This is a genomic window from Methanolapillus africanus (assembly GCF_032714475.1).
GTDB classification, from domain to species: Archaea; Halobacteriota; Methanosarcinia; order Methanosarcinales; family Methanosarcinaceae; genus Methanolapillus; species Methanolapillus africanus.
Genome location: NZ_JAWDKD010000014.1, coordinates 1 through 20,947 on the forward strand (window position 1 = coordinate 1; position 20,947 = coordinate 20,947).

19 protein-coding genes are annotated in these 20,947 nt (G+C 46.0%); 4 read left to right on the plus strand and 15 right to left on the minus strand.

The window, feature by feature from the left end; all coding sequences use genetic code 11:
- Positions 1-559: 559 nt before the first annotated feature.
- From phoU to MsAg5_RS03750, 5 genes are all read right to left on the minus strand, one after another.
- The gene (phoU, locus tag MsAg5_RS03730; protein WP_338099280.1) at positions 560-1,201 is read right to left on the minus strand and encodes a phosphate signaling complex protein PhoU; all 642 of its coding nucleotides are present in this window, start codon (positions 1,199-1,201) and stop codon (positions 560-562) included.
- Positions 1,201-2,073 carry a phosphate ABC transporter ATP-binding protein PstB gene (gene pstB / locus MsAg5_RS03735; protein WP_338099282.1) on the minus strand — a complete coding sequence of 291 codons (873 nt, stop codon included), beginning with the start codon at positions 2,071-2,073 and terminating at the stop codon, positions 1,201-1,203. Before pstB ends, phoU begins: the two co-directional genes overlap by 1 nt.
- 160 nt (positions 2,074-2,233) lie before the next feature.
- Positions 2,234-3,211 carry a phosphate ABC transporter permease PstA gene (gene pstA, locus MsAg5_RS03740; protein ID WP_338099283.1) on the minus strand — a complete coding sequence of 326 codons (978 nt, stop codon included), beginning with the start codon at positions 3,209-3,211 and terminating at the stop codon, positions 2,234-2,236.
- Positions 3,212-3,213: 2 nt separating this feature from the next.
- A complete protein-coding gene (gene pstC, locus MsAg5_RS03745; RefSeq protein ID WP_338099284.1) occupies positions 3,214-4,128 on the minus strand; it encodes a phosphate ABC transporter permease subunit PstC in 915 nt (304 codons plus the stop codon).
- Positions 4,129-4,193: 65 nt separating this feature from the next.
- Positions 4,194-5,039 carry a PstS family phosphate ABC transporter substrate-binding protein gene (locus MsAg5_RS03750; protein WP_338099285.1) on the minus strand — a complete coding sequence of 282 codons (846 nt, stop codon included), beginning with the start codon at positions 5,037-5,039 and terminating at the stop codon, positions 4,194-4,196.
- Between the two features lie 677 nt (positions 5,040-5,716).
- Here MsAg5_RS03750 and MsAg5_RS03755 point away from each other — a divergent pair.
- Together MsAg5_RS03755 and MsAg5_RS03760 are read left to right on the plus strand one after the other, a co-directional pair.
- A complete protein-coding gene (locus tag MsAg5_RS03755; RefSeq protein WP_338099286.1) occupies positions 5,717-6,580 on the plus strand; it encodes a CBS domain-containing protein in 864 nt (287 codons plus the stop codon).
- 119 nt (positions 6,581-6,699) lie between these two features.
- On the plus strand, positions 6,700-7,404 hold the full coding sequence (locus MsAg5_RS03760) for a 2,5-diamino-6-(ribosylamino)-4(3H)-pyrimidinone 5'-phosphate reductase (protein WP_338099287.1): 705 nt from the start codon (positions 6,700-6,702) through the stop codon (positions 7,402-7,404).
- 32 nt (positions 7,405-7,436) lie between these two features.
- On the opposite strand, the gene MsAg5_RS03765 is transcribed toward MsAg5_RS03760, so the two are convergent.
- Both MsAg5_RS03765 and MsAg5_RS03770 read right to left on the minus strand, forming a co-directional pair.
- The gene (locus MsAg5_RS03765) at positions 7,437-8,168 is read right to left on the minus strand and encodes a precorrin-8X methylmutase (protein ID WP_338099288.1); all 732 of its coding nucleotides are present in this window, start codon (positions 8,166-8,168) and stop codon (positions 7,437-7,439) included.
- Between the two features lie 156 nt (positions 8,169-8,324).
- A complete protein-coding gene (locus MsAg5_RS03770) occupies positions 8,325-8,585 on the minus strand; it encodes a hypothetical protein (RefSeq protein WP_338099289.1) in 261 nt (86 codons plus the stop codon).
- 507 nt (positions 8,586-9,092) lie between these two features.
- Between MsAg5_RS03770 and MsAg5_RS03775 the strand changes: the two genes are divergently transcribed.
- The gene (locus tag MsAg5_RS03775) at positions 9,093-10,364 is read left to right on the plus strand and encodes a homocitrate synthase/isopropylmalate synthase family protein (RefSeq protein WP_338099290.1); all 1,272 of its coding nucleotides are present in this window, start codon (positions 9,093-9,095) and stop codon (positions 10,362-10,364) included.
- A 715-nt stretch (positions 10,365-11,079) separates the two neighbouring features.
- Positions 11,080-11,439, plus strand: coding sequence for a hypothetical protein (locus tag MsAg5_RS03780; protein WP_338099291.1), 360 nt, complete (start codon positions 11,080-11,082; stop codon positions 11,437-11,439).
- 120 nt (positions 11,440-11,559) lie between these two features.
- Here MsAg5_RS03780 and MsAg5_RS03785 read toward each other — a convergent pair whose 3' ends face one another.
- From MsAg5_RS03785 to MsAg5_RS03820, 8 genes are all read right to left on the minus strand, one after another.
- Positions 11,560-11,982: a hypothetical protein gene (locus MsAg5_RS03785; RefSeq protein ID WP_338099292.1), complete on the minus strand. Its 423-nt coding sequence runs from the start codon at positions 11,980-11,982 to the stop codon at positions 11,560-11,562.
- Positions 11,983-12,040: 58 nt separating this feature from the next.
- Positions 12,041-12,559, minus strand: a complete 519-nt coding sequence (gene cyaB, locus MsAg5_RS03790; protein ID WP_338099293.1) for a class IV adenylate cyclase — start codon at positions 12,557-12,559, stop codon at positions 12,041-12,043.
- Positions 12,560-12,571: 12 nt separating this feature from the next.
- A complete protein-coding gene (locus MsAg5_RS03795) occupies positions 12,572-12,754 on the minus strand; it encodes a hypothetical protein (protein ID WP_338099294.1) in 183 nt (60 codons plus the stop codon).
- A gap of 114 nt (positions 12,755-12,868) precedes the next feature.
- Positions 12,869-13,261, minus strand: coding sequence for a hypothetical protein (locus MsAg5_RS03800; RefSeq protein WP_338099295.1), 393 nt, complete (start codon positions 13,259-13,261; stop codon positions 12,869-12,871).
- Between the two features lie 55 nt (positions 13,262-13,316).
- Complete coding sequence (gene scpB / locus MsAg5_RS03805; protein ID WP_338099296.1) at positions 13,317-14,771, minus strand: SMC-Scp complex subunit ScpB; 1,455 nt, start codon at positions 14,769-14,771, stop codon at positions 13,317-13,319.
- A gap of 154 nt (positions 14,772-14,925) precedes the next feature.
- Positions 14,926-16,110, minus strand: a complete 1,185-nt coding sequence (locus tag MsAg5_RS03810; RefSeq protein ID WP_338099297.1) for a segregation/condensation protein A — start codon at positions 16,108-16,110, stop codon at positions 14,926-14,928.
- Positions 16,107-19,628, minus strand: coding sequence for a chromosome segregation protein SMC (gene smc, locus MsAg5_RS03815; RefSeq protein ID WP_338099298.1), 3,522 nt, complete (start codon positions 19,626-19,628; stop codon positions 16,107-16,109). Before smc ends, MsAg5_RS03810 begins: the two co-directional genes overlap by 4 nt.
- A 55-nt stretch (positions 19,629-19,683) precedes the next feature.
- Positions 19,684-20,811 (minus strand): hypothetical protein, encoded by a 1,128-nt coding sequence (locus tag MsAg5_RS03820; RefSeq protein WP_338099299.1) that lies wholly within the window; start codon positions 20,809-20,811, stop codon positions 19,684-19,686.
- Positions 20,812-20,947 lie beyond the last annotated feature (136 nt).

Below are 20,947 nucleotides of genomic sequence, written 5' to 3' on the forward strand. Positions count from 1 at the left end.
TCCGGTTTCCGGTTTCCGGTTTCCGGTTTCCGGTTTCCGGTTTCCGGTTTCCGGTTTCCGGTTTCCGGTTTCCGGTTTCCGGTTTCCGGTTTCCGGTTTCCGGTTTCCGGTTTCCGGTTTCCGGTTTGAACATCGCCCTATCTGATTCATCGGCTTTGCCGATGAATCAGATAGGGCACAATTCCAAACTGAGATAGAGTAGAAGAAATAGAAATTCAAGTGGAAACAAAAGCTGAAAATTAAAAATAGTGAACAGATGATGCAAACTGAAACTACAAAACAGTCAACAGCAGGTACAAACTGAAAATTAAAAATAGTGAACAGAAGGTGCAAACTGAAACTATAAAACAGTCAACTGCAGGTGCAAACTGAAAATTCAAACTGAATAACAGATGCAGAAAACAGAAAAAAGAAAAATAGATCGGAAATTTGGAATTTGCAATCTGAAAAGCAAACCCAAACTTCTCGCGGCGCAGCCGCAATGCGACCGAAGGGAGCAATCCGTAGATTCAGACTCCCACCGCCCTTGAAAATTTGCGAAGCGAAGCGGAGCAAATTTTTAATTGAGCTTCACATGCTCGTATTTCACCAAATACACGACTTCTTCGCAAATGTTGGTCGCATAATCGGCAATCCGCTCAATATGTTCCGCTAAAATCAGCACTTGAAGCGGAATATCGTAGGGATTTCCGTTCATGATGCTGGTGCGCATGTTCCAGAAAACGACGTCGATGTCGTCGTCCATCTCGGCGATTCTGTAAGCCAGTTCAATGTCGCGGGTTTCGTACGCTTTCATGGCGCCCAAAAGCATGTCGCCGGTTTTTTGCCGGATTCGGGTGAGCGATTCCATCAAATCGTCGCTGACCTTGTTGCGCTGCTCATAAAGCGCATATTCGGAAATATCGACCGCGTGATCGCTGACGCGCTCCAAATCGGTGGCAATCCGAATCGCGCAAATCAATTCCCGCGTGTCCCGGGCCAGCGGCTGCTGAAGAGAAATCAAGTGAATGGCCGTCACCTCAATGCTTCTTTCAAGCATATCCGGCGTGTTGTCCATTTCCGTGACGTCTTTGGCAAGCTCCTCATCCTGATTCCAAAAAGCGTCCATGCTCTGCTCGAACATATCGTAGGCGATCGCACCCATGTGAAGAATAATTTTCTTCATCTTGTCCATATCTTGCTGGTATTGCTGGCGCAGCATTAACCGAACCTCCCCGTAATGTATTCCTCTGTTCTCGTATCTTTCGGGTTTTCAAACATGTGAATGGTTTCCCCCGCCTCAACCAAATCGCCCGACAAGAAGAAAGCGGTGTAATCCGAAATCCGGGCCGCTTGCTGCATGTTGTGCGTCACAACAATAATGGTGTAATCCGATTTAAGCTCCATCATCAATTCTTCAATCTTTCCGGTTGAAATCGGGTCAAGCGCGCTGCACGGCTCGTCAAAAAGAATGATTTCGGGATCCACTGCAAGCGTCCGCGCAATGCACAATCGCTGCTGCTGGCCGCCTGAAAGCGACAACGCCGACGATTTCAAACGGTCTTTGACCTCGTCCCAAAGCGCCGCGCGTTTGAGCGCATGCTCGACGATGCCGGGCAAATCTTTTTTCGGAACGCCGTGAATCCGGGGGCCGTAGGCCACGTTTTCAAAGATCGACATCGGAAACGGATTTGCCTTTTGGAAAACCATGCCGACGCGTTTTCTTAAATCAACGACGTCCACATCTTTATCATAAATATTGGCGCCGTCCACAATGACTTCCCCATCGATTTTACAATTCGGAACCATATCATTCATCCGGTTCAGCGTCCGCAAAAACGTCGATTTGCCGCAGCCGGACGGACCGATAAACGAATAAACGCAATTCTTCGGAATGTTGAGCGTAATGCCTTTCAGCGCCTGAACCGGTCCGTACCACAGTTTCAAATCCGAAACCGTGATGGTATTTTCAACCGGGCGGCTCGGAAACTTCTGCTCCGGCCCGAAGTCAACAAAACTCTCCGCTGTTCTATAGCGTTTTTTGAGAGGGGAATCCGTGAAAACAGGGACGGACTCTGATAAATTTTCTGCCATTTTGATTTCCTGTTTGTTGTCAGTTAACAATTTGATTTTGAAATAATAAGATGGTAATAATTATGTTGGTTTTGATTGGATTTGATTATTCAATTTGCTTATCGCTTATAATTTGATTTTTAAGTGATTTTAATTTGACAATAAATGAAGGCTTGAAAAATCAAGCCAGCTTTTTCTTATAATGTCTCCGAATCGCGGTGGCGGTCAAATTCATCAGAAGAACAATCGCCAAAAGGATCAAAGCCGTTCCGTATTGAAGCGACCGGGTCAGTTCAATGTTCATGCTTTCAGTCGCCATCACATACAAGTGGTACGACAGCGCCATAAACGGTGAAAAGACACTGTCCGGAATGCGCGGATAGAAGTAAACCGCTCCCGTAAACATAATGGGCGCCGTCTCGCCGGCCGCGCGGCCGATGCTGAGAATAATGCCCGTCAAAATACCGGAGTAAGCAGACGGTAAAACCGCCCGGCGAATGGTTTCCCATTTGGTGACGCCCAACGCATACGACGCGTCGCGCAGATCTTTGGGAACCGACAGGAGCGATTCCTGCGTGGTTCGGATGATCACCGGCAAAATCAAGACGCCCATCGTGAGAGACGCTGTCAAAATGGACGACGGCAAACCGATGTATTTGATGAAAAGCGCCATACCGAAAAGTCCGAAAACGATGGACGGCGTTCCCGCCAGATTGTTGACGGCTTGTTCGACGACCCATTTGGCTTTTCCGTCCGGCGCGTATTCCGTCAAATAAATGGCGGAAAGAATGCCGGCCGGAACCGCAAACAACAAGGACAAAATCACCAATTCGATTGTTCCGACAATACACGGCAGAATACCGCCGGCCGTCATGCCTTTGATCGGCATTTGCGTTAAAAACGTCAAGTTGATGGCGGACCAGCCGTTGAGAACAATATCAATCACAATGGCAAGCAAAGCTAAAACCACGACCACAGCGGACAATTTCATCAGCAAAAAAGCAAGTGATTGGAAAAAGTCACTTCGTTTCCGCGCTGCGCTTTTGGAGGCAGGCTTGGAGATGGGTTTGGAGATAGGTTTGGATGATTTGGATACCGGCTGAGATAAATCGGATATCGGCTGAGATGAGTCGGATAAATGATTGGATTGGGAATTCATGGTCACACCTCAAACCTGTATTTTCGTTTCACGGCGTCTGCGATCATATTAATGGCAAACGTCATCACGAACAAAACGACGCCGACGGCAAACAAGGCGTAATAGTGTTCGGTTCCCTTCGCAACTTCACCCATTTCAAGAGCGATCGTCGCCGTCATCGTTCGAACGGATGACAAATACGGTTCCGACCACGGAATAATTGCCATGTTCCCGGTGACCATCATGACGGCCATGGTTTCGCCGACAGCGCGTCCGATTCCTAAAATGACGGACGCGGAAATGCCGGAAATGGCGGCCGGCAGCACCACTTTATAGATGGTTTGCCAGTGGGTGGAACCGAGAGCAAACGATCCTTGACGCAGGGAATCCGGAACAGATGAAATCGCGTCTTCCGAAATAGAAATGATCGTCGGAAGCGCCATCAGAGAAAGAATGATCGAACCGGTCAGCGCCGTCTGCCCGGTGGTCAGAGAAAAGAGATTCTGGATCAACGGAACCAAAACGACCAAACCAAAGAAACCGAGAACGATTGACGGAATACCGGCCAAAAGTTCGACGGCGGATTTCAAAAGACCGGCCGTTTTGGGACTTGCCAATTCCGCAATGTAGATCGCATTTAAGATACCAACCGGAAGCGCAATCGCAATGGCGCCGACCGTCACCAGGACGGATCCGGCCAAAAGCGGGAGCAGACCGAACAGTGGCGGTGAATTCGCCGGTTTCCATTCGGTTCCGGTTAAGAAGTCCGCCACGTTGTACGTGGTAAAGAAATGAGATGCTTCCTCAAAGAGAAAAAGACAAATCAGGAAAAGAATCAAAACCGTTCCGATGCCGGCGGCTAAAAAAATAAGTTTAGCGGCATTTGCTTTGAAATGCCGGTAAGTATTTGTTTTATTTTTTTCCGAATTTAAAGTCATAGAACTGCATCTCCCGAATTTTAAAAATCATTTTTTGAATTTCGGTAAAATTTTCAAATAAATGATTAATTTTTGTTAACGGGAGCATAACCGACTTCGGCCACAATGAGCTGTCCTTCCGGACTCATCACGTAATCAATGAAGCGGGTGGCGCCTTCCGACGGTGTTTGCGTCGTGTACAAATAGAGCGGGCGGGAAAGCGGGTAAGTGCCGGTCAAAATATTGGATTCCGTCGGATAAACCGCCGTGCCGTTTACGTCGATGCCGAGTGTTTTGACGCGGGAGTCTTGGTAAGCGGCGCCGATAAAGCCGATGGCGTTCGCGTTTTGGGCGACTTCTTGTGTGACGGCGCCGGTGGCGGATTGTGTAATCATGTCCGTTCTGAAAGAGTTGTTGCCGATCACAGCTTCTTTGAAGAATTCTTGCGTTCCGGAGGCGGAGTCGCGGGCAATGACGGCGATTTTCATATCGTTTCCGCCGACTTGGTTCCAGTTGGTGATTTCGCCGGTGTAGATTTTTTGGAGCTGGTCCAAGGTGAGAGAATTCACAGGGTTGCCCGGGTTGACGATAATGGTAATGCCGTCCCAAGCGATGACGGTTTCAACCGGCTCAATGCCGTTTGCATTGGCGCCGGCGACTTCTTTGTCGTTGATTTTTCTGGAAGACATCGCAATGTCGTTCGTCTTGTCAATCAATTCGGCAATGCCGGTTCCGGAGCCGCCGCCTTTGAGAACGATGAGATCGGCGTGATCGGTCATGTAATCTTCCGAAAGCGTTTGGACAAGCGGGAGAACAGTTGTGGAACCGCTGATGTCAACGGTTTCGGAGTCGGTACTCAAACAGCCGGCCCCGAGGACGACAGCTGCGATCAATAAAGAGAAAATGATAATTTTGGGTAAACTTTTATTCATAATAAGAGGTCTCCGGTTCCGCCCGAAAAATAACATTTTAAGGCGCGGAACAGTTTTGAGATATTTTTGATTTTTGGGAACTTTTTATTTACTGTTTTTGATTTGAGTTGTTGGATCTGATAACCCATATAGAAAATATATAGATTATATATTATTGTTTGAACTTGTTTTTCTTATTTTAAATTGAAAAATATAGATTTCAATTTAAAAAGAACCACGTCAAACATCAAGCGAAAAAAGGGATAAATCCTATTTATAGATTCTACCAATAATCTATATACATACCAATAATCTATAATTTTTACGAAAAATATATATTTCCAATGGAGAACGAGAAATATAGGCATAAATACATAAATAACCGTGTAAAATTATGAAGAAGAAAAATTAAAAAACAAATCTGAAAAGAGGCAAAAAAAGGAAAAAAGAAGCAAAAATAAAGCAAAAATGAAACAAAAGGAAACAAAATAAATCAAGATGAATCAATAAATAAAAATTGACACATTCTGCAAATAATTATTTTAAAAATAATTCCCAAAAAATAAACAAAACCATCAATAGATATTTATCCAATACGGCTCATTTCTCCCATGAATTTTAGATATTATATAAATTAAAAAATAAATATAAAAATCCGGCATTTTATTGACGCCGGGAAATCAATAAAAGGTGTAAAAATGGTCAACAATTTGAAAGTGGAAGACGTTATGGTCAGAAATGTGACCGCTGCGACCCTTCCCGGTTCCCGTGACGAAGTCTTGGCGATTTTGAGAGACAAGAAGGTTTCAGGCGTTCCGGTGCTGAAGGACAACAAAGTGGTCGGCATCGTCTCCCGAACGAACATTTTGAAAAACCCGGAAGAAGAGCAGTTGGCTCTGTTGATGTCCCGGAATCCGATCACCATTCATGTCGGCGAAAGTTTGAAAGAAGCCGCCCGTATCCTTTACGAGAAAAACATCCGGCGTCTGCCGGTCATCAGCGACGGCGGCAAATTGGAAGGCCTCATCACAACAGCCGACATTATCAGCGCAATTGCGGACCTCAACATCGAAACGCCGATTAAGCAATACCTTTCTCCCAATGTTTACGTTCTTTGGAATGAAACGCCGCTTCCGGTCGTTTCCCTGCTCATGGATTTGGCGGACGTCAAAGCCTGTCCGATCGTGGATGCCGGCCTCAATTTGATCGGCATCATTTCCGACCGCGACGTCGTCGGCGCCAGCATTATTGAAGACCGCGTTGAAAAATCCGACATGTCCGCCGGAAACGACGACGACAGCTGGACTTGGGAATCCATGCGCGACACGATGAGCATTTATTACAGCGTTTCCCGCGTGCGCCTCCCCGCCGACAAATTCGCGAAAGACATCATGATTTCAAACATGATTACCGCGACCGATTTGGCCAGCGTTGATTCCTGCGCGAAAAAGATGAAACGCAACAAAATCGACCAAATCCCGATCATCGACGCCACCGGAAAATTGGAAGGCATGCTCCGGGACCGCGATTTGCTGCTTCCGCTGATTGAGATGGGAGATTAATCATTCATTTTAATTTCCCATTTTCATTTATTTTAATATTGAATATTTTGAGCTTTTTTTCAAAAATTATTTTCGGATCGGCTTGCCGATCCACCCTTGTTTTAAAAACCGGTGACACCATGAAATCTTCCGAGTTTCCGTTCATTTTTATTAATTCCGCCATGTCCGCCGATGGTAAATTATCCACCAAAGAGCGAAAGCAGGTTAAAATTTCCGGAAAAGCCGATTTTGACCGCGTGGATACGCTGCGTGCGTCATCGGACGCGATTATGGTCGGCATCGGAACCATGCTGTCGGATAATCCGAGCCTGACCGTCAAATCCGAAGACCGCCGAAAAGAACGGTCTGCCGCAGGAATGGAGGAAAATCCGGTTCGCGTGATTGTTGACAGCCAAGCCAAAACGCCGGTTGACGCCGACATTTTCAAAAAGGGAAAGGGGAAGAAAATCATCGTTGTTTCAAAGGCGGCGCCGGCGGAAAAAATAAATATTCTCACTCAAAATTCGGAAACGAAGGTGATTGTTGCTGACCCGGCCGGAACCGGAAAAGTTGATCTGATTGAGACGGCAAAGCTGCTCAGAAAAGAAGGCGTCGGAACGCTGATGGTCGAAGGCGGCGCAACGCTCAACGAAGGATTGTTGGCGGCCGGCCTTGTCGATGAAATCAATATTTTTATCGGGAACGTCATCGTCGGCGGGAAAACAGCGCCAACGTTTGCGGACGGCAGCGGATTTACAGAAAATAATTTGCTGAAACTGGAACTGATTTCTTTTGAAAAAATCGAAGACGGGATCCTGTTAAAGTGGAAAGTGAAAAACGGCTGAGTCAAAAATAAAAATGAGAAAGGTAAAATGGGTTATGATTTCACCAATTTTTCATCTTCCCAAATCTTCATCAGTTCAACAACAGACACGGCTGCAGCCGTAACGCCGCCTTTTGTGCCTTGTGATAAAATAAACGGCGTTTCCAAGTTTTCCGTTTCCAAGAAATCTTTGGACTTCTTTTGGTTTTCAAATCCGGCCGGAAATCCCAAAATGAGATACGGTTTGTTTCCGCGTTCGACCAAGCGGCAGACGCCGAGAAGCGCCGAATCGTCTTCACCGATCACGACGATCGAACTTTTGATTTCATTTTTGAGCAGCATAAAGCCGGCGGCGGCTTTTGAAAGATCGTGTTTTTTGGCGAATTCGTCCGCTTTCGGATGCGCGGCGGCGGCAATCACGTCAATGCCGGAAAGCGGAGAAACGCCTTCCTTTTGACGCTTTTCCTGTTCCGCCTTTATTTTGGACAAAATTGCGTCTCTCATGAGCGGCGAATCGACATAAATTTTGGAATTGTTTTTAAAACTCTTCAATGCGGCCGCAATCGGATGCAATCGGAAAATTAAATTGTCCCGAAAATCCATATCCCCTGAATCTAAGATACAAGCCAGACGAATACGGTTTTCATTCTTAACGTCATGAATTTCCTCAAATTCCTCCGTTTTGACCGCCGGTTTGGGCGGCTCCGGCCGCTTCTGAAGCTGGTCGTAAATCTCACTGATATTGAGATCGTATTCATTATTTAATTGATCATTCTGATCCGTCATAAAAATCCCTCGTTTCCCGCATTTCGCATGTTCGGGTGCTTGCGGATAATTGTATAATTGTATATTTGGGATATAAATCCGTCCAAATTATAAATAACCGCTTGTTTTTTAAATCATTGACAGCAACCGCGGCGGTAAAATAAAACGGATGAACGGTCAAAGCCGTGCGTTTTGAGCCGCCAGGATAAATTCAATGATGGACGCAATAATAAGAACGGAGATTGAGATCACAACGCCCGGGGGGCCGATGAGAAATAAAATAATGCCGGGAAAGTCAAGGTTTATTTCAAAAAATAAAAAGAACAGAAAAATAATACTGCAGAAAATGGTGATGTACAAACACAGTTTTGCAATTAACTCGATGGCGTTCAGCCATTTGATGAATTTGATTCGTTTTGTGATTGGTTCCGCTGCCATTTTGGATCATTGAATATTTGAAAAGATTGTATTTATTCTTTCCCAAATTTCCGGGCGGGATGTATTGTTAACCACACCGGGGATTGTAAACCGTTTGTTTAATTGTTAACAGTAACATATAAGAATAAGAACACACTTTTATGGGTTCCGTTAGATAAATTCCGAATTTTGTTCATTTTGAAAAAGGAGATCCCAGAAACGGATCGGATTCAGATTTCATTTTTGAAATTTCTTTTCTTTTTTTTGTCTTCAACGCGGCTAAAAAACATGCCGTTTGGATTGGATATTAAAAGCGAGAAATCAAAATGAACGGGATTCAAAAATATTAAAAAGATAAACAAAAAAAAATAAAAAAATGAATACAGTTTCAAAAAACCATCAGGTTTATTTATTCAAAAATTCGTTTAATACAAATTTAATCAAAATGATTTCAAATTCAATTCTAAAGACCAATCGTGATTGAATTCATCGAAAAAGCATAGAAAAAACAAGTGCGAGGTAATTAATATGACCCTTTATGAAAGTTATGAAGACATGCCCAAACTCAAAAATTTGTCCCAGGATGAGATTTTCATCAGCGACAGCACGATCCGCGACGGCAGCCAGATGCCGGGCATTGTCATGACCCGCGAATTCAAAATTAAATGTTATGAATATTTGCATAAAATCGGTATCGAGAAAGTGGAAGCTTTCGTTTTCAACAAACGTGAAATCGACGCCGTGAAAACAATGCTGGACATCGGTTACGAATGTCCGGTCGTCACCGGCTGGGCCCGCGCCGTTCCCGCCGACATTGACAAAGTCTTAGCTGTCGACGGCCTTCATGAAACCGGCATTTTAATGTCGGTCTCCGACTCCCACATTTTCGCCAAAATGCGTCTTTCCGGCCGCCAGCAAGCCGAAGAGAAATACTTAAACGCGCTCCAATACGCCGTCGACCACGGTTTAAAGACCCGCGCCCACTTGGAAGACATGACCCGCGCCGACAACCCCGGATTTACCTATCCCTTGGTGGAGAAGATTTTGGAAATCGACCCGAACTGTATCATCCGGATTTGCGACACCGTCGGTTACGGCCTGCCCTTTGAGAATTTCGGCGAACCGTACAGCGTTCCCGCTATGGTTCAATCCCTCAAAAAGCTCGGCGCCCGCAACATTGAAACCCACATCCACGACGACTACGGCCTCGGCGCCGCCAACTCGTTGTCCGGCTATTTGGCCGGCGCCAACTGGACCAGCGTGACGTTCCTCGGCATCGGCGAACGCGCCGGAAACACCGGTATGGAAAAGATTTTGTTGTTCTTGGCCGACCGTGTGGAAGGATTCAAGAAATACGATCTCAGCTGCCTGACGGAGTTTGCCCACTACATGGAAAAAAGCATCGGCATCAAACTTCCGAGCAACAAGCCGGTGGTCGGACGCAATGTTTTCGCCCACGAATCAGGCATTCACGCCTCCGGCGTTCTCAAAAATCCATTCATCTACGAAGCCTATCCGCCGGAATTGGTCGGCGGCGAACGTTTTGTTCTTCTCGGCGACTCGTCCGGTCTTGACAGCGTGAAACACAAAGTCGAAGAAACCATGCGCGAGATTCTCAACATCGACATCCAGATCAACAAAGCCGACCCGCGCCTGAAGAAGATTCAGGACGAAATTCAGAGCCTCTACGACAACGAGCTCAGAACGTCGTGTATTTCCGACGAAGAACTCGTTTATTACGTTGAAAAATACTTCCTCAACCGCCCGATCCGGGAAGGGGACGAAGAAGTGACATTCTAAGCCGTATTTTTTGCGGCTTTTTTTCTTTTTTATTTTTCTTTTTTTTGTTCTGTTTTTTTCTTTTTCTGTTTTTTGATGCGAGCGACGCCGCGCGCGTTATGGCGACACTTTTTTGTTTGAGTTTTAAAAAATTGAACGTTCATTTTTTTGAATTTTAAAAAGACGAATGTTCATTTCTTCAAAATCAAGCGAACCACCCCGCAAATTCTAACAATTTCCCAAGCAAACCAACCCGCAAAATCAAACGCGATAGCGTTTGTATTTTGCGGAATTCACTCAATGTAAGATGCGAGTTAGAATAGAAACAGTAGGTGAAAGCAGTAATTTTTAAATTTCCAATTTCCAATTTCCGCAAACTGTAAACGCTGTCGCGTTTACAGTTTGCGAGATATTTTTCACATGAAACAAAAAATGAAACAAAAAGTGAAGCAAAAACGGAAACAAAACCGAAACAAAAAATTGCAAATAAATTTTTGAAAAAAATGAAAAAAAGAAGGACATATTTTTGAAATTGAAAAAAGAAATTGACACAAACTTTCATGGACGCAACAAAAATGACGTCAATAACGCGCGCGACGCCTGCCGAAAAATAAAAACAAAAAACAACCGGAAATAAGAAGAATAAAATAAAAACAAAAATAAAAAAGCAGATAAATAAAACAAAAAAATTTCGGGTAGAACAAGATTTATAATGCAAAAAAGATTATTGAATAATATGTCGGAAGAACAAACACTGCTCTCCAAATTCTCAACCAAGCAATTCTACACTTTTGTCGCTCTGGGTTTAATCATTCTCGTTTTGTTTTCTTTTTTCGCCTACACGTCAAAGACAAAACTGAAAGATGACACATTAACACCGGACGAGATTTCCACACAGAGTACCATCTATGTGATTTCAAAGATCGGACAAGTGGTCGGATTCCTTGTGGCCCTCATCCCGAGCATCGGTATTTTGCAAAAGGAAATCACCAAATTCAAAGATGAAAACCCGACAGAACTTATTAATTTCTCGGAAGACGACAAAAAAGAAGATGGAGAAAACGGCTCAATCGATGAGAAAGTAAATCAAAAATGAAAAACGAACAAAAAACAAATAAAAAAGTAACTAAAAAATAACCAAAAAAACAACCAAAAAATAACCAAAAAAACAACCAAAAACGATTACTAAAAACTCATTTTAAAAAAGAAATCAAGTTTATCCGGTATACGGATAAACGTAAATGTCAAACGGCTGCTCCAAAATATTGGCTTCCAGCCGGTGAATTGACCGCGATGTGAAGTCGTTGTAATCTTTTTGCATATCGCCGTTGATGTCGACCCAAGCCGAAACGGTGTAAATGCCTTTCGGGTTCAAGTAACCGTCATGAACCAAAACGTAGGAATAGTTGTTGTCCGCTCCGTTTTTGATTGTCGCTTTATCCAAGACGACGACATGATTCGGATCCGTGATGTCTTCCAGCTGCAAGTAAACCGTGGCGCTGCCAAACGGCTGCGATCCGTTTTCCGTTAAAACTTTTCCTTCGATTTTGTAGGTCGTGCTCATGCAGCCCGACGCAAAAACGCAAGCAAAGAGCGTCAAACCAACCAATAAAAATAAAAAAATTGAACGCATTTTCATTATTATTTCTCCAAAAAGTCATTTATCCGTTTTTGTTTTTGGCATTCATTTCCAAAACCTATTCCAAATAAGATTGTTTAATCGAAGCGTCTTTTTCAATCCCCAGCGACTTCAAAAACTGAAAGATTTTGTCCGTTGCCTTTTTAATTTCGTCCGGCGTCGACTCGCTTGAAACGTCCGTTTCAACTTCCATATAATCGCCCAACCCGGCCACGCGGTCCAATCCGATCACAAAATCGCCGAGTTTGTAAATTTCCCGCCGTTTGGACACGAATCCGGATTCAAAAAAGCCGAGCGCCAGCAGAATGGATTTCATGGTTTCGGCGTCCGCCGGACTGTTAAATTCGATCCGCGTCTTTGAAACCTTATCCATTTTCGGCCCCTTGTAAGTGATTTCGCCCGCGCCGTTCACCAGCCGGACGCGAAGCGCCTCGTCTGTTTTCGCAAAATCGCGCGACGGCGAATTAAAATAAGCGTCCGATTGTTCTTCGACGCCGGAAAAGACGGCGCCCATGTCAAGAATCGCCTGTTTTACCACCGTATGGTCGGCTTTGACTTTAACTTCCACTTCAATCATTGTATCCCCCCATTACCAAAATGTGTAAATGCGATGAACCGTTCCGTCCAAATAAACGTCCCCTTCGTTCAATTCAAAAAAGAAAATATCCGCACCGGGACCGCCCAAAGAACCGGTCGTCTCCACATACATCGTCCGCCCGTCCGTCAAATTATACGCGTTGAGCATGTGCGTTCCGCCCTCTTTGAAAACCAAAACAATAACGCCGCATTTAATGCCGGCAGCTTCCGAATTATTAGCCAGGTCGGTGGCATAATTAACGCAAATGTACGACTCGGGCGTGAAAATGTGCTCGTCCGTTTTGTCTTCCTACAAAAAAGAACAAACTTCGTCGTAGGATGAATTCATTGAAAAACGGCTTCTTTCGACACGGGCAGCCGATCCGTTAGGATAGCTTGAATAAAATCTTTTGCCATTATAAACATAAAACATGTTCTGAAGATGCGTATCGCTGATTTTGCCGACATACGACTCTTCAACCTGCTGCTGCGGCGCTGCCGGTTCGGCCGGCAAATCGCTTGAAACGGAGCCGTTGGCGGAACTGCCGGAAGAGTCGGACGAGATGTTAGAATCCGGTGACGCAGATTGATTCATTGAGAAATAATCGGAATAACCGTCTCCTAAAAAAATAAAGCCGGCGGCTGCAACAGCAATAATGAGAAACAATAAAATGAGAACAATAACGATCGGTTTTTTGGACATGTCGCATCCCGCTTTTAAGATCTGAATATTCAATGTGTCAAGATTTGATTTAAAATTAACTTTCGCCGGCATTAGAATTTGAGCCGTCCGAATTTTCAGACGGAGCCGGTTTTTTCCCCTTTTCAGCTTTTTCCGCTTTCTTCTCGCGTTCCGCCTTATCCACGTCCTTTAAACCGGTAATGACCGCGTCATATTTTTCACAAACACGTTTGATCAAATTGCCGGACTGGCTCTTATGCGTCGGGAACGTGACCGCCCCTTTCGGAATTTTTTTGCCGTCGGACGATTTTCCGTAATCCGGCGCGACAAGAATACCGTCAATGGAAATGCCGACGCCCATTTCATTCAGCAGCTTCGCCGACATTTCGGTGGCGGGACTGGCTTTGGATTTGATCATCAGCGCTTTTTTCCGGTAAATGTCCTGGAATTCTTTCAAATCTTTGATGTTTTCTTCGGCTTTGGACGCTTTTCCGAGACGCGTAAAATCGTCGCCCAGGGCTTCCTGAACGGCCGTGATGTCGTCGATTAAATCGCCGAACGTGGTCGACGAGACTTCAATCATCTGTCCCGAAAATGCCGGGTTTTGCGCCAGCACTTTGTCAGCATAGCCTTTTGCCAGAATTAAAATATTCGATTCGGCAATGATTTTTTTGTCGTCGTCGGACGGATTGTAGGGATTGGCGACTTTATAATTCGTCATCCCGCACATGCGCGCGAGCGACTCGTACATTTCAGTCACAACCACACGCTTTTCCGGCGCGAACCGGGAAATATTGCTTTGACCGCCCTGTGTTCTTAAAATTTCCACCATCTTGTTCCGAATGTCAGATGTATTGGAAGAAGACATGCCGAAATAGTCCGCAAAAAGACGCGTCGTCGTGATGATTTTGGTCCGCCCCTGCGGTTTTAAATCAATAAATCCGCGCTCGGAAAGTTCGCCGATGTGTTCGTAAGCGTTTCCGCCGCGCATTTCAACGACGTCCGATTGCGTAATCGGCTGATGGTAAGCAATTATCGAGAGCGTTTTCAACTGGGAAGACGTGAGTTCTTTGGGAGCGACGTCGCGCACTTTTTCCGCGAAATCCGGACGCACCTGCATCACAAAACGATCGGACAGATCTGAAATTTCAATCCCGGAATTGCGGGAAAGATATTCCTCCCGAAGATCCGCAACAATTTCACGGACATCGCGTTTGTTTTTGCCGGAGATTTTCATGAGCGTGTCAACCGAAACCGCGCTGCCGGCCGCAAAAAGAGCCGCTTCAATCACTTGTTTGGCAACGGCATTGCTCACGGCAACACCGCCGAATTCCGAATCGGAATCGGAAGCATCAACTAGCGTTGTGTTTTTTGTGCGGCGGGATTTGCCGGCCTTTTTAGCGGACTTCGCCGAGGCCTCGGCTGAACCATCAGCTGAATCGGCACCCGAATCCGTCATAATTAAATCGCCGGACACCGATTGTTCCTCTTCCGGCAATCCAATGTCATCATCCGTCATAAGATCGGTCATTTCTCCTCATAGTGAATTATAGAAAATAATTGTCAATAGAAAATATTGAATCCGCCGTTTGCAGACTCAAACAGATTTAAATTTGAATAATTTAAGAACGATTGGAAACTTAAACCGCTGCCATCCGGTTTCCGCCGTCAGCCGTTTTCTGCTGTCAGCCATTTTCCGCCGCCGATTCTTCGGCATTGTTTTCGTTCTTGCTGTTCTTTTTCAGTTTCAATTTGCCACCGGAAACCACTTCCGTTTCAATCGCGTTCGATTCGTCCAAAACGACACCGAACGGATAAATGAACAAATCGCCGAAAATCACTTCCTGGTACAGAACGATTTCTTTCATGGACGCCAAGAACAAAAGCGTGATGTAATCCATGATTTTATCGGAGTTTTCGAGGGAAAATATGTCGTCAATCGTCACAAATTCCTGAGTTTGGAAAATCCGCCTTAAAATATCCAAAAGCGATCCGGTCCGCTTTAAAATCGCCTCGTCGTGTGCGATATTGACCACATCTTCGGTCGTTAATTCAACGTCGATGTACCGCTTCGGGCTGTCGGCCAAACGTTCTCTTCTTTTGATCACGTCTTTTTCCGCTTTTTTCAGTTCCTCGATCAATTCTTTCAGCGTCACCGGGCGGCGGGCTTCGCGGCGGATCGGCAAAACCGGCGCCGGAAACTCGGAAATATCGAAATCGTCGTCCACATTCCATTCATCCTCAACGATCCATTCGTCTTCAACAACCGGTTCTTCCAAAAACAAACCGGTCGATTTCATGCGCAAAAGGACGCAAGAATACAGAAGCGTACGACCTGAGATCCGAAGATCCATCCGCTCCAGTTCTTCCACTTTGTTCAAGAAAGTGTCCGTCACCTGAACAATATCGATGTTCCACGGATTAATTTTACCGGATTTGGCCAGCTCGACCAAGATTTCAATCGGCTCGTTGCCGATAAAAGATGAAAAATCCAATTTATCAACATCAATGCCGCTGTCGTTTAAACTATCGCCCAGCGAATCGATGAAATACGAACGGGCGTCGTCGTCATCCGACAAGACAAACGCGCCGTCGACGGAAACAAAGTTGTCCTTGCTTGTTTCCAAAATCCGGCCGTTATCGGCAAAAGCGGTTTCGTCGCCGATAAAAGAATCGTCGACAAATCCGAAATCAGAACCGGAATGAGAATCAGAACCGGATCCGGAATTAGATTCGGAATTGGAACCGGAATCAGACTTGAAATCTGATTCGGAATCCGGTCCGAATTCCGATGCCGCCGAGATGACGGCGGATTTTAAAGCCGGTGTGGCGGCGGCTTTCATTTCTTTTTTGTTTGAATGGGAAGTCATTTGGATTTCACCCCGGTGATACTGGTGGTGCCGTCCTGCTGCGTGACGCCGATAATCCGGTCGGCCCGCTCAAGCATGGGTTTACGAAGAGAAATAACAATAAACTGCGCCGACGGCGCGGATTTTAAGACACGGTCCGCCACGCGTTCGACGTTCCAGCCGTCCAGATTTTGGTCGACTTCGTCAAACACATAAAACGGTGCCGGGCGGTATTCCTGAATCGCGATGATAAACGCCAGCGCGGTCAAACTTTTCTCGCCGCCGGACATCGATTCCAAACGGATGATGTTTTTGCCTTTCGGCTGCGCGTGAAGCGTCATGCCGCCGGCGAACGGGTCCTCCGGGTTCTCTAAAACGAGCTCGCCGAAGCCGTCTGCCAATTCGGAAAAAACGCTGGTGAAGTTTTTGTTGATGCCCGTATACGCTTCCATAAACGTATCGCGTTTCAACTTTTCATATTGTTCAATCCGGGACAGCAACTGTTCCCGTTCGTTGAACAAAATGTCGCGGCGGCCGGACAATTCATCGCAGCGCGCGTTCACTTCGTCATACTCGTCAATGGCGAGCATGTTGACCGGTTCCATCGCAACCATCTGTTTTTCCAAAGATTCGAAGGTGATGTAAACCGTTTGATAACTCGGAATGTCGTCCCGCTCTTCCAGGCCGCGTTCGCGAACGTCGGCCAGCAGCGATTCATATTGGATTTGAAGAGACGATTTGGTCAGGAGACACGACGCCGCATGACTCTTAATATCGTCAAGCGACAGGCGCGCTTTGTCGAGCTGCCGGCGGAAAAGCGTGCATTTTTCATCCAGCGCCGCCCGTTCTTCTTGAAGTTCTTTGAGTTCGTTGGAAATCTCAATTTCACGGGATTCATTTTGCTTCTGCTTTTCGGCGTGCGATTTGATTTCGTCTTGAAGCGCCGTGATTTTTTCTTTGCTGGTCGTCTTTTTCTCCTCAAGACCGGCAATATCCAAACGGGCTTCTTCAATCAATTCTTCCGCATTCTTTTTAGATAATTCGATCGCGTTCGTATCGGAACGAATGTCAGCCAGGCGGCCGTTGAGGCGGTTGATTTCATCGTCGATCCGAACGGATTTTTTCCGAAGCTCATCCAGTTCCGGATTGTTCAATTCGGCTTCAATCTCGGCAATTTCCGATTCAAGCACTTTTTGAACCTCTTCTTTTTCGAGACGCTGTTCAATCACCGCATTCATTTCCCGCTTGAAAGATTCACGCTCGACGGCGAATTCATCATAGGAACTCTTTTTGGCGGCCAAAACGTCAGATAAACGGTCTTCGCGGCCTTTGATTTCTTCGATTTGCATTTCCTTTTTGGAAATTTCATTGGAAATCGAATTGACGCGCTTGTTGGCCGCCGAAATTTTACCGTCCAAGTCGTCCAATTTGGAAATAATTTCCCCGCGCTTCTTGTGAAGATCACGGATTTCAACGCTGAGCGTTTCTAATTTTTCCCGTTCGGTCGCGGCAAACGACACCCTTGATTTCTGAGCGACGGAACCGCCGACCATGGCGCCGCTTTTCTCAAGCGTCTCGCCTTCCAGCGTCACCATTCTGTACCGGCCGATGGATTTTCGGGCGTTTTGAAGGGTATCGACAATCACGGTGTCTCTGAAAACATACCAGAACGCGTTGTCATACTGCGGATCAAAATCGATGAGATCGATCGCGTAACCGACAAAACCGTCGATGGACAAATCCGGAAGATTGCGGCGCAGCTCGATTTTATTGAGCGGTAAAAATGTGGCGCGGCCGGAGTTCCGGCGCTTCAGGTAATTAATGGCGTGTTCCGCGTCGGCGTCCATTTCAACGACGATCGACTGCATTTTGGGGCCGGCGGCAATTTCAAGCGCTGTGGCGTATTCTTTGCCGACGCTGCCGAGGTTGGCGACAACGCCGCAGATACCGTATAATTCTTCTTTTTTGGCGGCTTTGAGGATTTCTTCCACCGCGTGAGAATAAGTGCTGCCGACTTCGGTCGCCCGGACGCGCGCTTCAATGACGCCGTATTCTTTTTCAAGTGTGGACGATCGTTCTTCCAAACGGCGTTTGTCATCGGAGAGCCGCTTCTGCGCGGATTCCAAGTCGTCGACGTCGCGTTTGAGTTTATCGGATTCTTCCGTCAATTTGGAAATATCATACGTCGCCACTTTCGTGTCGCTTTCCGCGTTTTTCGCGTTGTCCTTCGCTTCTTCGATTTCGTTTTCGATATCCTTGATTTCAGAAGACTTGCGGCGGAGAGCGTCCGTCAAACGGTCTTCATCCAGAATCAGCTTGTTCTTCTCGTCTTTGACTGTGTTGAGTTCCGACCGTTTTTGGTTGGAAACGGCGGCTTTTTCGGAAAACTTTTGCTCGATACCGGCAATTTTTCCGGCCAGAATAATCTTTTCGGTGTTGCGGTCAGACTTCTCTTTTTGAACGGTTTCTTCTTTTTTGCGTTCGTCTTCCAAAGACTTTTCATAACCATCGACTTCTTTTTTGCGGAGGTCGATTTTAATAAACAGATCGCGGCGTTTGGATTCAAAGTCGCCTTCTTCGCGTTCTAAAACGCCGATGCTTTCTTTGGCGCGCGAAATCAATCCTTTGATTTCCTCAATTTCTTTTTTGATGCGGATTTGCTCGTCTTCACCTTTGGCCCGGATTTCCTGGTTGAGCGCCGACAATTCGGTTTCCATTTCCGCCAGTTTTTCTTCCTGCTCTTTGACTTTTTGAATCGTTTGAGATTCCAGGGATTCATATTTCAGAATTTCTTTCTCAACATTCCCGAGTTCCGTCTTAGCGTCCTTTAATTTGGACAGGATGAGATAACCTTCATATTTTTGTTTTTCTTCCCGCAGGGACCGGTATTTGAGCGCTTCTTCGCGCTCTTCGGACAGTTGTTCCAGCCGGAGTTTGACTTCTTCGATAATGATATCGATTTTTTCGATTTGCTCTTTGACAATGTCAAGTTCCGCAAGCGACTTCTGTTTCTTTTCATCAAACTCGGAAACGCCGGCGATTTCGTCGATGATTTTACGGCGTTCGACCGGACTCATCTTAGCGGTAATTTGAGAAACGTCGCCCTGCATGACGACATTGTACCCTTCGGGCGTGACGCCGGCTTTGCCTAAAAGTTCGTGAACTTCGGTGAGGCTGACGGATTTGCCGTTAAAATAGAAATAGCTGTAATACCCGGTTTTGGTTTGTTTAATTTTGCGGGAAATTTCAAAAGAATCTGCTTCTACCGGCGCTTTTCGGTCGGTGTTGTCAAACGTGATGGTCACTTGCGCGAATTCGGGTGATTTGGACTTCGCGTCCGTAAAAATGAGATCAGTCAGCTTTTCCGCCCGCATGGTCCGGGAGCTGGACAGGCCGAGCGCAAAGAGGATTCCATCTATGATGTTCGATTTTCCGCTGCCGTTGGGACCGGAAATGGTTGTAAATCCTTCAAAAAAGGGAATCTTGATTCGTTTTCCGAAAGATTTGAAATTGACAAACTCAATCTCTTTGATGTACACCGGGCTGTTTCTCCTTGTTGCTGAGAGTTGTTTTCATGCCGCACCGCTGTCAAAATTAATCGCAGGAAATGATTTCGGAGTCGTCTTCATCGTTGGAGATGACGCGTTCCTTTCGTTCGGACGGGTCCTTTCTTGAAAATTTGGATTTGGGCCGTGGCGTGCTTTTTTCGGCGATGATGTATTCGCAGTCTTTGTTGTAATCCGCATCGTCGTTCACTTTGCGTTTGATGTTGTCGCCGATAATGTATTCGCTTTTATCCGGACCGGCGTCTTCCATCGGCTTTCGGGAAGTGTTGACGGAAATATATTGCCCCGGCGGATATTCTTTTTCGGCGGCTTTGGGTTGGGATTGAACGGATTCAACCGAGAAGAAGTTTTGAGCCGGCTGATTTGTTGCGGCGGGCGCAGTTTTCGGATTGAAAGATTCAAACGGACTCGGTTCCGGCGTTTTCTTTAAGGGGCTCACGTCAACGACGTCGTCGGGGTTGCCGAAATAGAACGGATCATTTTTGGACGAGTTGGCCCGGGCCGGCACAAACCGTTCCGATTCTGCCGCCGGTTTTTTGGCGGACGCGGGAACATATTCCTGATATTCCCAGCCATCCGGGCGGCGGGCCGGCGGATATGATTCTTCATAGCTTTCAGCATACCGAGACGGCTGAGCTTGAGCCTGCGGGTACGGCGGGAAAGAAGAGAACGAAGAGGCGGGAACGTAAGAAGGAGCGTTTGAATAAGACGGTGCGGAAGGAGATTGTGCAGAGGCGGGCGGAACGTAAGCCGGCGTGTTGAACGGATAGGGAACGGCCGGATCCTGCGCCCGGGAATAAGAGTCAGAAGGAGAAGAGGAGGCGGACGGAGATGCCATGGTTTGCGGGCTGTTTTTGAAACGCGCCAGTTCTTTGGACAGAGCGGCCAACGTCGTCTTTAAATCGACGATTTCGCGAACGATGCCGTCTTGAGTGGTCGAAATTTCATGGATGCGCTGTTCAATCAAACGGAGACGGTCGTACGGGACGGTTTCCGGCTGAAGCTCTTCGCGGATTTCCGTGATGATGGACTCGCGGGTTTGCTCGGAAAGTTCCTTTAAATGTGAGTCCAATTTTTCTTCGATATCATCATAAATTTTTTTCTCAATTTTTTCAGTACCGTGGTACTTAACTTTTCCGTTCAACATGGTCCTCATCAACGTTTCTTTGAATTTAGTGGCGAATGTATGTGATACTTTTTACTGATATGTATTATATCCTATATAAATCTATATACGCAATATGATATAATACGATGAAGCTTTCATCGAAAAACCGTATTTTTAAATTTAT